Origin of the sequence: Methylobacterium sp. Leaf361, assembly GCF_001424445.1 — a bacterium.
In the GTDB taxonomy this organism is placed as follows: Bacteria; Pseudomonadota; Alphaproteobacteria; order Rhizobiales; family Beijerinckiaceae; genus Methylobacterium.
Window position 1 is genome coordinate 541,065 of sequence record NZ_LMPY01000023.1, and the last position, 11,575, is coordinate 552,639.

The 11,575-nt window shown below is 64.2% G+C and carries 14 protein-coding genes; 3 read left to right on the forward strand and 11 right to left on the reverse strand.

Annotated elements, in window-relative coordinates:
* Window positions 1–511 precede the first annotated feature (511 nt).
* The 4 genes from ASG32_RS32695 to ASG32_RS18445 all read right to left on the reverse strand — a co-directional run bounded on the left by ASG32_RS32695 (window position 512) and on the right by ASG32_RS18445 (window position 2,657).
* On the reverse strand, window positions 512–949 hold the full coding sequence (locus ASG32_RS32695) for a MucR family transcriptional regulator (RefSeq protein WP_082557935.1): 438 nt from the start codon (window positions 947–949) through the stop codon (window positions 512–514).
* A 183-nt stretch (window positions 950–1,132) separates the two neighbouring features.
* Window positions 1,133–1,453, reverse strand: a complete 321-nt coding sequence (locus ASG32_RS18435; RefSeq protein ID WP_056528974.1) for a hypothetical protein — start codon at window positions 1,451–1,453, stop codon at window positions 1,133–1,135.
* Window positions 1,454–1,669: 216 nt separating this feature from the next.
* Window positions 1,670–1,993 carry a hypothetical protein gene (locus ASG32_RS18440; RefSeq protein WP_056528977.1) on the reverse strand — a complete coding sequence of 108 codons (324 nt, stop codon included), beginning with the start codon at window positions 1,991–1,993 and terminating at the stop codon, window positions 1,670–1,672.
* 1 nt (window position 1,994) lies between these two features.
* A complete protein-coding gene (locus tag ASG32_RS18445) occupies window positions 1,995–2,657 on the reverse strand; it encodes an AAA family ATPase (protein ID WP_082557936.1) in 663 nt (220 codons plus the stop codon).
* A gap of 174 nt (window positions 2,658–2,831) precedes the next feature.
* On the opposite strand from ASG32_RS18445, the gene ASG32_RS18450 reads away from it, so the two are divergent.
* The 3 genes from ASG32_RS18450 (at window position 2,832) to ASG32_RS18460 (ending at window position 5,878) form a co-directional block, all read left to right on the forward strand.
* Window positions 2,832–3,065: a hypothetical protein gene (locus tag ASG32_RS18450; RefSeq protein WP_157861994.1), complete on the forward strand. Its 234-nt coding sequence runs from the start codon at window positions 2,832–2,834 to the stop codon at window positions 3,063–3,065.
* 86 nt (window positions 3,066–3,151) lie between these two features.
* On the forward strand, window positions 3,152–4,573 hold the full coding sequence (locus tag ASG32_RS18455; RefSeq protein WP_056528983.1) for a hypothetical protein: 1,422 nt from the start codon (window positions 3,152–3,154) through the stop codon (window positions 4,571–4,573).
* 120 nt (window positions 4,574–4,693) lie between these two features.
* Window positions 4,694–5,878 (forward strand): hypothetical protein, encoded by a 1,185-nt coding sequence (locus tag ASG32_RS18460; RefSeq protein ID WP_056528986.1) that lies wholly within the window; start codon window positions 4,694–4,696, stop codon window positions 5,876–5,878.
* 82 nt (window positions 5,879–5,960) lie between these two features.
* On the opposite strand, the gene ASG32_RS32700 is transcribed toward ASG32_RS18460, so the two are convergent.
* The 7 genes from ASG32_RS32700 to ASG32_RS18490 all read right to left on the reverse strand — a co-directional run bounded on the left by ASG32_RS32700 (window position 5,961) and on the right by ASG32_RS18490 (window position 11,447).
* Window positions 5,961–6,779: a glycosyltransferase family 2 protein gene (locus ASG32_RS32700; protein ID WP_157861995.1), complete on the reverse strand. Its 819-nt coding sequence runs from the start codon at window positions 6,777–6,779 to the stop codon at window positions 5,961–5,963.
* A 193-nt stretch (window positions 6,780–6,972) separates the two neighbouring features.
* Entirely contained in the window at window positions 6,973–7,287 is a 315-nt protein-coding gene (locus ASG32_RS18465; protein WP_056528989.1) for a hypothetical protein, read from the reverse strand.
* A 34-nt stretch (window positions 7,288–7,321) separates the two neighbouring features.
* Window positions 7,322–7,606, reverse strand: a complete 285-nt coding sequence (locus tag ASG32_RS18470; protein WP_056528992.1) for a hypothetical protein — start codon at window positions 7,604–7,606, stop codon at window positions 7,322–7,324.
* A 1-nt stretch (window position 7,607) separates the two neighbouring features.
* Window positions 7,608–8,060 (reverse strand): hypothetical protein, encoded by a 453-nt coding sequence (locus ASG32_RS18475; RefSeq protein WP_056528995.1) that lies wholly within the window; start codon window positions 8,058–8,060, stop codon window positions 7,608–7,610.
* Complete coding sequence (locus ASG32_RS18480) at window positions 8,050–8,232, reverse strand: hypothetical protein (RefSeq protein WP_056528998.1); 183 nt, start codon at window positions 8,230–8,232, stop codon at window positions 8,050–8,052. Before ASG32_RS18480 ends, ASG32_RS18475 begins: the two co-directional genes overlap by 11 nt.
* Before the next feature lie 131 nt (window positions 8,233–8,363).
* The gene (locus ASG32_RS18485; RefSeq protein WP_199866134.1) at window positions 8,364–10,880 is read right to left on the reverse strand and encodes a phage/plasmid primase, P4 family; all 2,517 of its coding nucleotides are present in this window, start codon (window positions 10,878–10,880) and stop codon (window positions 8,364–8,366) included.
* A 69-nt stretch (window positions 10,881–10,949) separates the two neighbouring features.
* A complete protein-coding gene (locus tag ASG32_RS18490; protein ID WP_157861996.1) occupies window positions 10,950–11,447 on the reverse strand; it encodes a hypothetical protein in 498 nt (165 codons plus the stop codon).
* Between the last annotated feature and the right edge of the window lie 128 nt (window positions 11,448–11,575).

Sequence of the window (11,575 nt, forward strand, 5' to 3'; positions counted from 1 at the left end):
GAGCCTGGACAGGAGGCAGTTCGCACCTCAGCGCACGAATGGCGGAGATCCGCGTCTGTTCACTTTACGTTCTGGCCCTAGCTTGACCGCATGGGCCGAGATCCAGTTCCACCGATACTGCTGGGCGAGGTCCGTGACGCCGGCCTGACGCTTTCGGCGACGTGTCCGCGCTGCCGTCACACGCTGGAGCTGGCCGCCACCTGTCTCCCGCTGCCGCCCGATCTGGACATGGACCAGGTCGGGCACCGGCTGCGGTGCTCGGGCTGTGGCCGGCGCGGCGGCCACACCGTCTACCCGGACCCGGTGGGCTGGGTCCGCTACGTCCGAGCCCAGGGCTGGCGTCAACGCGAACCCTGGTTCGCTCCCATGATCAAACCCTAGTGGCGCTCGCATGCCGCTCCGTGCCCGCAGCGAGGGGCTGCTGCCGTTCCCAAGCGGTCCGTTTCGCCTCCGTAGCGGCAAGCGCGCCAGCTCGCGTGGGAGCTGGCGCGAGTTCTCGTGCTGAACCGACCTACAGAGCGGCCTTCTCACGACCGTATCGGTTGTGCATCAAGCTCTTGGCTATAGCGGACCGCTTGATGCCATAGGCAGGGGCCACCATCGGGTAGTCGGTCGGCAGTCCCCACTTAGCTCGATAGGTTTCTGGCGTTAGCCCTACGGCCGTCAAGTGCCGCTTGAGGGTCTTATAGCCTTTGCCGTCCTCAAAACTGATAAGTGCCTCAGGCGTAATCGAACCGCGGATCTGAGCAGGCGGGATTTTTGAAGACGCCAGAGCAATCGGATCATCCGGCTCTAAGAGATTGATAAGAGCATCGGCGGTGCTCTCAATCAGATTTGGCAGCTCCGACGCCGGCACATTATTGTAGCGGACGTAGGCACTTGCGATTTTGGCCGCGAGACGGCCAAAATCGGCCCTCGAACACGTTTCCGTTATCCTGTTTTCAATCATGGTGCCCCCACCAGTTGCGAGACGACCGGCTGTTAGCACAATTCGATTGTACGCAACCTTGGTTATTGAGCTTTGAGTAGCTATGTTGCACTTCAGTAACAAATGTATGGAATGATACTCTGGAAAGCGGCGAATGCGCGAACGTAAGGCACCGGAAGGCCGGCTTTCCGCTTCCGACCCCAGTCAGCCCTTGGCGGCGCGCTCCACGGCGACATCCAGCGTTGTCCAGTTGTGCACTTCAACGCCAATCTTGTCGTAGATTAGGTATCCGTGGATTGGCCAATCGGGCACCTCGATTGCTGTGGCCCATCCCTCGCCCACGCGCTGCGACCTCGGTGTTATGCTGGAGGCCAGATCGGCGAGTTCACGTTCAGTGACGGGTTCAAGTGCCTTGGCACCTGCGCCGGCGGCTTCCGCGGCAGTAGCAAACACTCCGATGAGGGTCTCGTAAGGGATAGGCGCTTTCCAAGGCGGGAAGATCGCCAACTTGACCGTGTAGCTCATAGGCCCATCGTCTCACGGAGGCCCTAACATCGAATTCAGCTTCCCGCACTTTGCATGACCCGCTTGTAGGTCACCCCGCAGGATCGGAACCACAAAAAAGGCCACTCCCGAAGGAGCGGCCCGAAGTCTTGGGAGGAAACGTCACGAAGTGACATGACGTGCAGCGGCTGGACCGCAGCCCGTCGAACACTAAGATCTTACGTTGCGACGCAGCAATCAACCGCGATCCGAGAAGGTCGGATCGTCCCCGTCCAGCAGGCGCTGGACCGCGAGCACGATCAGGCCGGCGCGCTGGTGATGCGTGCGCTCGGCGACCCGGTTGAGGCGCTCCAGCACCTCGACCGGGAACGTCACCGTGAGCTGGCGCCGGCTGGCGTTCTTGGTCGCGATCCCGAGACCATAGCTCGAACCGGCCTTGGGGCCGGGCTTGGGCTTGGGCGGCGCGTCAGGCGCGGCTCCCACCACGCGCTCGAACGCGGCATCCTCCTCGGCCTGGGACCGCGGAGTACGCGGCGTCGGGCGCTTCGTGTTGAGGGCCATCTCAATGCGATCCTTCCTGCTGCTCGTAGATAGCTTTCACCAACCGATCTAGCTCAGCCACCGCCCGCGGGTCGACCGGCTTCTGTTCGGCAACCGCCAGCCCGGACCCGCTCGATGCGGAAAACGCCTTGCGCTTCACGAGCCGGGGCTCCAGCAGGGTGAAGGTCTCGATCTCCCGGACCGCCTGCGCCGCGTCAGCGTTGTCGACAGACGCCGCCCGGGGCTCGGCCTGGTTCATCACCGCGAGCGAGACCAGGCCGTCGCGCTCGGCGTTCACCTCCTCGATCACCTTCGCCATGTCCTCCATCGCCCAGAGGTCGAAGGACATCGGCGCGAACGGCACCAGCACCACGTCGGCGAGCATGAGGGCGGCTCGCAGCGCGCCCGTGTCCCGGCCGCCCACGTCGATGATGATGTCGTCCCAGTTCGAGCCCTGCTGCTTCACCTGGCTGCGGAGCTGGCGCGGATCCGAGTAGGAGGAGCAGGCGAGCGCCGGCTCGATCTCGGCGTCCGCCCGGCACTGGATCGAGGACGAGGCCGTGCCCTGTACGTCGGCATCCACCAGCCAAACGCGCCGGCCCGCGCGCGCCCTCGACAGTCCGATTTGTACTGCGAGCGTCGTCTTGCCGACGCCACCTTTTGTGTTTCCGACCACCAAGATCATCTTGTTGCTCCCAGGGATCTCTCCGCGATCCCACAGCGAGGTCGCAGATAGCTATCTCAGATCTTATGAACAAGCTCGGATAGCCCCGGGGTAAGATGTTTTTTGCCCCTTGTCCATGGTCCGTTTCGTACCATCTTCAGCGAGCCGCCAGACGGCAGCAGTCGGAGACGTACCGTGGCTAAGCTCACCCTCGAAGAAGCCCAGAAGCGATACCCAGTCGGGACCAAGGTGTCCTTCGTACCGGGGAAGACCTCGCCCACCCGCGTGATCGCCGAGGTCACGGGCGTGCGACAGGCCGGCCAGCCCGGCACCAAGGGCTTCTCGATCTTCGTGGACACCCGCGAGGACCTCGGGGACGGCAAGGCCAAGGAGCGGTCCGTCCGCCCCGCCACGCTGACCGCGGCTTGATCGTGAGGGGCACGCGCCTCTCACCACGGGAGACGTGTGCCTCTCAACCCGAGACCACCCTCCACCACCTACATCGTGAGGCTCCCGTGAGATCCACCCTTCGCAAGCTGGGCCTCGGCCTGGCTCTGGCGGCGTCTGCCGTCCTGTCTCTGTCCCCGGCTGTCGCCGAGTGGCAGGGCCCCAACGCCCAGCCGTGGTTCGAGAACTACGTCCGTCCGCAGGGCTACAACTACGCCCCCTCCGTGATCTCGGAGAACGGCACGACCGACGTGTGGTGGTGCGGCCAGGGTGCGTCGACCGACGTGATCTACCACCGCTCCTACTCGGCCTCGGGCGGCTTCTCGCCGATCTCCCAGGTCCTGTACCCGCGGCAGACCTGGAACAGCCGCTACACCTGCGATCCGAGCGTCGTGAAGGGCAACTTCACCAACCCGCAGGACGGCCAGCACTACCAGTACATCATGTACTACTCGGGCGCCGACAACACGCCCGGCAACAACAACCAGCTCGGCCTCGCCTACTCGAACGACAAGATCAACTGGGTCGACTACCAGGGCGACAGCGTCCTGAAGCCGATCGGTAATGCCTCGGACAACTACGGCCTGGGCCAGCCCTCGACCTTCAATGCGGACGGCCAGTCCAGCCTGTTCGTCATCACCACCGACACCTCCGTGCCGGCGGATCCGAACTTCGCGCAGATCTTCGTGCGTCACACGAACGATGGCGTGAACTTCGAGGCGCCCGTCCGCGTCCCCGGCCGTGCCACCGATGGCACCACGGTCGGCCCGAACTCGGACTTCGCCTACGACTACGCGACGGGCGACGTCTACATGATGTCGTCGCTGCCGGGCCGGAACTGCAACGCCGAGCCCTGCAAGGATCCGGCGCACAACCCGGACCGTGAGACCTACCAGATGGCGCTCTATAAGATGCCCATCTCGCAGTTCCTCTCGGGCCAGCCGTTCCAGTGGACCCCGCTGGGCCAGCTCTCCAGCGACCAGACCGGCTACTACCTGAACCACTCGCCGGGCTTCAACCGTGACCCGTCAGGGAACATCACACCGTTCTTCCCGACGATCCAGATCTTCCACTCGGGCGGTGATCCGTCGCCGACCACCTGGAAGCTGACCTTCTCGCTGCTGAACAAGGACAACCCGTTCGCCCCGATCAACCGTTACTACAACGGCTCGATCCACAAGGTGACGTCCGGCTACGCCGGGCCGGGCTTCAACTACGAGCAGACCCTCGGCCGTGCCCTGGTCGCTGCGACCGCGGCCACGCACAAGGTCTACTCGTGCTTCACGGGCGGCGACTACTTCCTGTCGACGGCCGCCAATTGTGAGGGCCAGCAGCATCTCGGCGTGACCGGCGAGTTCTTCAACAACAACGAGCCGAACACCCACGCCGTCTACCGCTGCCTCGCCGGCAACCACCACTTCGCGTCGAACGACGCGAACTGTGAGGGTCAGACCGTCGAGGGCCCGCTGGGCTACATCTACAACAACTAAGTCTTCGCAAGTCTAAGGCGCACCTCCCCACTCAAAGGGGGAGGTGTGTCCTGCCCCGACTGTACGTTTCGTACCGTCGGGGCAGGACACAGAGCCTGCGGTCCAGAAGAGAGAGCTTTCATGCCCGAGGCCATCAATTTCCGCGAGCGCAAGTACAACCCCATCGACTACGGTGCCGACCCGAACGCTGGCGGTGCCCAGAATACCGCGGCGTTCGCGGCAGCGGCCAGCGAGCTGGTCGCCAACGGGGGCGGTGCCTTCGTCGTCCCGCACGGCGACTACACCCTCAACGACACCTTCCAGATCAACAACGACGGCGTGAGCGCCAAGCTCTACGGCACGGACAAGGGCTCACGCCTCGTGTTCACGGGCGGGATGCAGAACGGCACGATCCTGAACGGCCGTGCGATGACCTGCGAAGGCATCAGCATGATCGCGTCGGGTGCCCCGAACATCAACCAGGGCTCGCTGCTCTACATCCGCGGCGCCGCGCCGCTCGGCTCGCTGTTCGAGACGATCTCCGTCCGCGACGTCGTGCTCGAAGGCCGACCAGGGTCCGATCCGTCGAACTTCCTGGCCATCCAGAACCCCGCCTTCGCGCGCATCAACGGCGTCGGGATCGTGGCGTTCGAGAACGAGAGCTACGGGTCCAAGGGCAACCGCGGCCTGTACCTGTTCGGAGACACGGCCTCGAACGGATCGGCGGTCGGCGACTTCTCGGTCGTGGGCTTCAACTGCTACGGCGTGCAGACCGGCATCCTGATGAGCGGTGGCACGGGCGCGGCGGGCCAGCAGACGGTCGAGGGCGGCTCGTTCACCGACTGCGTGATCCAGGGCGCCGAGACCGGTCTTCGGGCGCAGGCGTCCGGCTACCAGTCGCCGGGCCACTCCTGGAAGGGCGGTCACATCAACTGTGACGGTCTCGCCTTCGACCTGGAGAGCTGGGCGCAGTTCAAGATCTCGGACGGCCTTTTCTACCTGGACGCCGGCTCGGCCCGGAAGCGTGGCTTCGTCTACGTGAACGGTTCGACCCAGATCAACGTCCACGACTGCAACATGCTGCACTTCCCGACCCGCGCGGACGGCCCGGCCAACGGCATCGGCATCTGGGGCGTGGCGATGCAGAGCGGTGGCTCGTTCACCAACGTCCACGACAACGAGTTCCTCGGCTTCGATGCCGGCTCGGCCTGCGTCTACAACGCCTCGAACGGTGGCGCGAACCGCGCCCACCACAACGTCCGGCAGGGCAACGGCCAGTTCCTGGCCGGCGCCGTGATCGACGGCGGTGGCAACATCATCGTCTGATCACACTCGAATTGTGCCTGGAGCACACGGTACGTTCCGTACCTACGGGGCCGGCATTCGAAAGGGTGCCGGCCCATCTTCGTCAGAATGCCCCGCGGAAGCGTTTCGGAAGCTCCCAAAGCTCTTCCGCCTGCACCAATTCGCGATTATTGAGGTTCGCCGCAAACATCCGCTTGGTACATTCGAAGAAAAACTCCCCAGATCCAAGCCTCGAACCGGTCCTAGGCAAAGACTGGACATAACCTTGGACGTGCCGCAACAAGGCACTTGGGGGTATGCCATGATGGTCCATCACTGGCTTGTCCTTTGCCACAGCATTTCTGCGCAACTGCCGATCTTCGAGCATCCGGTTGTCACAGAATGCGAGGTGAAAAAGATACAGTTCTCCGATATATGCCTTTGTTACATGCTGAGTGAAATGAAAGCCAGCACCCCAATTCGGCTTTTCGGAAACGAGTGTCGGCTTGCACAAAGCTGAAAACGGGCGGATCAGCTTGCGCTGCTTCGAAATCGGCTTTGCCCAGTCGATCTCTCGCTCGTTCTCATGATCATGAAGGAGATCGACGCCGAACGGGCTGACCACAGGCGGTAGCTTCCGGTTCCAGGCGACCCAATGCTTCAGCGTCGGGGCCCGACCTGGGTCGGCCACGACCAGCTCGTCCACATCCGTAAACAGGACATGGTGATAGCCTTCGAGCAGCCCCGCGCAGAACTCGTTGGCGATGATCGCCCGGCGGTTCTCATCTGGTTGCGCTCTCGCGAGGTGGAAGACCCTGGCAGGGATGTTGCGCGTCGATCCATCCGAGGATCCGTCATCGAGCACGTAGCAGTGCTTGGATCCAACCTGGCGGCCGTAGTGTCTCAGCCAGACCGGCAGCAGAACGGCCTCATTGTAGACCATCGTCACTACGGCTAGGGGCAGTTTCCTTCGCGCCAACATCGGAAATTTCGTTCCTATAGAGGCATCACAGCTCCGTGAGGCAACCATAGGTTTCTGAACAAAGCGGCAAGAAGTTGGCTGCCCGCGCCTTGTTCAGGCAATAAAAAGCCCGCCACCCTTTCGAGTGGCGGGCAATCAGGCAGACCACCGTAGGTCAGGCGGCCTTGGCGCCGGCCGCCGGGCCCTTCACCGAAGTGTCGGCGGCCGGGGCCGCCATCGGCGACTTCTGGAGCACCTTCACGAGGGCGTCGAAGCCGGGCTCCTCGCGGAGGACCTGGCGCAGGCCGTTGTCGCCCGGGAGCGCGAAGCGCACCGCGTCGCCGTCTACCGTGTAGGCCGTGGCCTGGACCTCCTCACCGGAGGCCATGTCCTTCACCAGGACGATCCCGTCCTTCACGCGCGCGGACCAGCGCGGATCGCCGGCCTTCTTGAGGGCCGAGGGAGAACGGGGCTTGAAGCTCGTGGACATCGTGATCTCCAGTGTACGTTTCGGACGAAGGGGTTCAGGCGCGCGAACGCGCCGACAGCGAGGCCTTCAAGATGGCGCGTGCCTCGCTCGGATCCAAGGCACGGCCGAGCCCGGCCGCCGCATTCACGGCCGCGTCGACCATCTCGGGCGTCAGCTCCATGCCGCGCATCGGCAGGATGCCCGCCTGATCGCGGCTCACCGCGCCGGCCGAGCCCGCCATCAGCACGGTGTTGCCCTCCCGGGCCTCGGCCGCCGCGAGGCCGGGCGTGTCCGGGCCGGCCATCTCGACGCCGGTCTTGTCGATCACACGGGTACGCATCTCAGTGCTCTCCTGATGCTTTCAGATTGCTTTCTGCGATCAGCGCGCTGTCGATGGCGAGCCGCAGGGCCTCCCGGTCAACGCCCGGGAGGAAGGATCGAGCCGCATCCACCATCTCGTCGGTGACGCGGCCGGCGGTGGCGTAGTCCCGGCGCAGGCAGGCGGCGAGCACCGCCCCGGGCGCCGGCTCGAACACGGCGAGCCGCTTCCCGCCGGCCGTGATCACCACGCGCTCGCCGCGGTCGAGGCGCTCCCGGATCGCGCCGACACGGTTGGCCAGGCTGTCCCGGATCGCGCTCGGGCTCGGCAGCGGCGAGCGGAAGATCTGCTCGAATGCCTTCCGGCCGGTGGCGTAGGCGCTCGCCGGATCGAAGCGCTTGAGCGGGTCCTCCTTCGCCTCCATGCGGCGGCGGAAGCCGGGCTCCTCGGCGATGTTGGGCAGGTCACTTCCCACGGCTGGCCCCCTTCTTCGGCGCCGGGCCGGCGGCGAGCCGGAGGCGCTTGACGTCGGCCTCCAGCCGGTCGTTCTGCCGGAGCAGGTCGAACACGAGGTCGCAGATCTCGTGTTTCGTCTTGTTCATTAGGTATTTGCGGGTGATCCGCGCAGTGCTCTCGATGACGGCCATGTCCTGGGAACCTTCATTGGTACGTTTCGGACCATCAAAACCGGGCAGGCAAAGTATCGCCTACCGCTTTTCTCTCCAGCTCGCAGCTTCGTACTCGCCCTTGATCCGATCCCAGACCGTCTTCGCGATCATCACGCTGCGGCTTTTCGATTGGCCACAAGTGTGAGGTATCGGAACACTGAGATCGGAAGGCCCTGCGCACCAGAAACCTTGTCCACCTTGAACCCGAACTGACCCTGGAGCTGCGCCATACGCTTTGCGAGCACCTTTGACCCAACAGGCGAGACACTCTGACTGACGCAATACGACCGATATTCGTTCCAGAGGGTCGTGAATGTGGTGTAGTTGTGCTGGTCGCTGAAGTCCTTGTTCGCTTCGGCTCCCAGGCGCATCCAGCCGTGCTCCCGGAAGCCGCAAATAAAATCCCGGACGGAGTTCAGCTCGTTCTCCAGCATCTCGCGTTGCTCGATGGAGGAGGGCGGGTCCGTCACCTTGAAGTTCTCCACCCGCAGGCGGTTCATGTGGGCCACGGCCCAGGCCGCGATGGCCTCGCGCTCCTCGGCCACCACGATCTTGTCGTAGTCGTTGATCTTGCGGGCGTCCTTCGGGAACGCCTTCGTGAACACCAGGAACAGCCACCGCCGGGTGAAGCCGTCCGAGCTGTCCTGGCTCTTCGGGGTGTGGTTCGAGGCGAACCAGTGCGCCGCCCGGGGGCGGAAGTTGAACATGGGCTTGTTCTTCTCCTGCGCCTCGATCACCTCGCCCGACACGATCTGCTTGAACTTGGCGCTGTCGATGACCTGCTTCTCGGACAGCTCACCCGCGAAGTTGAGCAGCTTGCCCACGAGCTGCGCCGGTCCGAACTTGTCGCCCCACAGGGTCGGGGGCAGGGAGGTCTGCGCCTCGGCCGGCATCATGGCCTGCATGATCTCCATGATCCGGCTCTTCCCCGAGTGGGCGACGCCGTAGAGGCAGACCGCGAGCTGCACCTCGGTCATCTTGCCGAACATGGTCAGCGCCATCACCTCGCCGAGCGCGGTGACCTTCTCGCTGTAGTCCGGGTCGTCGCCCCAGTAGTCGTTCAGCATCTGCTGCCAGCGGGTGCATTTGCCGGCCAGCTCGGGCTTGTAGGGGTAGGGGAGGGTGTAGGTCATCCCGTAGTCGGGATGGTGCTCGCGCAGCTCCAGGTCCTCGGTCAGGAAGCCGTTGACGAAGTTGATGCCCGTCTCGGCCCGGCGCTTCAGGTCGCCCTTCCTCTTGCCCCGGATCGTCTTCAGGATCCCGACGTGGTCCGAGGCGCGCACGGCGGTCTTGTAGGCGCCGTACTCGTTGATGATGTGCTTGAGGATCTCGCCCTCGTCCATCTCGTCCCACGAGGAGCCGCGCCACTGCCACAGCTTCTCCTGGTGGAAGCGGATCTCGCCGCCCAGCTCCTCCAGGTCCCGGGCCACCGCCTCGGCAATCTCGGCGTGGTTCGTGCCGGCGATCTCGCCCTGCCGGAGCGCGGCGAGCTGGCGGCGCACCGCGGCCACTGTCAGCTTCTTGCCGGACACCGAGGCCACGTAGTTGATGATCTGGTCCTCCTCGATGGGTTCGAGGTTCGAGGCCGCCATCCGGTTCAGGACGTGCTTCACCACCGTCGTGAACTGCTCGGCGCTGTCCTTCACGCCGGCCTTCTCGATGTGGGCGTTGAAGTAGTTCAAGATCTCGCCGGCATCCCAGGTCTCGTTGTCCGACGAGAAGGCGTCGAGGTGCCACGCCGAGCGCTGCTCGTCCGACAGGCCCTCGTCCCAGCCCTTCGGCAGCGACTTGGCCTTCGGCCCGGTCACGTCGCGGATCAGGAACTCGATCAGCTTCTGCGGGCCCTTCTGGGGGTCGATGTTGTCCCCGTACGTCTTCTGCATGAACTGGCTGATCGCCACCTCGATCTCGCGGCAGGCCTCCAGCAGCGTGCGCTGGCCGCGGAGCACGTCCCGGGCGAACAGGCCGGCCATGGACACGAGCGAGTTGTCCCGGTTGCCGGTCGAGATGTAGTTCGTCACCGCGCCGAAGGCCGCCGAGCCCACCTGGACGCCGGCCTGGCCGAGCGCGTCGCGCAGGATCTGCTCGATGTTCGGCGGCAGCGACCGGATGTCGGCGAGGCAGTCCAGCAGGTCCTTGTTGGCGTAGTAGGGCTGCCCGGTCTTCGGGTGGATCGAGGGCGGCAGCACGATCTGCGAGCCGGCGCCGAGCATCTCGACCAGGGACTGGATCTTGCCCTCGGCATCGCGGTGCTTGATGCGGATGATCGGCTGGCCGTCGTACTTGTAGATCAGCACGAAGCCCTTCTGGCCGATCCGGCGCCAGGGCGACGGCGGCAGGACCTTCTGCAGGACGCCGAGCACGGTCGGATCGTCCGTGTCGACGTCGATGGCGACCAGCCCGGACTGCGGCCCGAGCGGCAGGCCGATGTTGGCGTGGCGGTGGAAGGCGCGCCAGCTGGTGCGCTCGGCCTCGTTCGGCATCCTGCTCTGCAGGGACTGCCAGTTCATGATGATCGGCTTCTTGTCCCCTCGCTGGAGGGGCATCACTGGGAGGCCGGCGGTCCAGAACCGCTCACAGTGCTCCGCGAAGATATTCTCCACCGGCTTCGTAGTCTCGGCAGACATCTGGCTCTTCTCCAACCTCATACGGACAGAGTGGTACGTTTCGTACCGTGAACTCGGACTGAGAAAAGCTCAGCCGGCATTGATCTTTTTCAATCTCTCCTTGAAATCGAGGCGGGCATCTTTGTCGAGAACCTGCTCCATGATCTCGATGACCAGGCGCTGGAACTCGTACATCTGCTTGAGACCGTGGGCCTTCTCCTGGATGCCCAGGTAGCGGTCCATCAGGGAGGAGTAATTCTTCAGGAACTGGAGGCGCTCGCCGATGTCGTCGCTGCTCTCCATGTCCCGCTGGAGGCGCTTCATCGAGTTGATCGCCGTCTTCACCTCCCGGATCAGGCTGTCGGCCTCGTCGTCGAGGCCCTGGCCCTCTCGGAAGATCGCGTCCTCCGGGTCGATCTCGGCGCCGCGCGCCGGGGCCACGAGCTTGCGCAGGAAGCCCTTGAGCTGGTCCGGGTACGGGCAGGCCGGATCGGTCAGGAAGCCGGGGTCGACCTCCATCTGCTGGCGAATGGCCTCGAAACTGAAGCCGAGCGTCTGCGGGAGGTTGGGAAACACCCGGTCTGTCATCGTGGCCATTCCTCGTGGGGGACCGAACATAGTTGTTGCCAAATCCGTTTTCCAGGCGGGCTATATCGACACATTAGTGATAATGTGCCTGATTTCGCCGTCTTTTCTCTTTGCGACGTCATCACCAC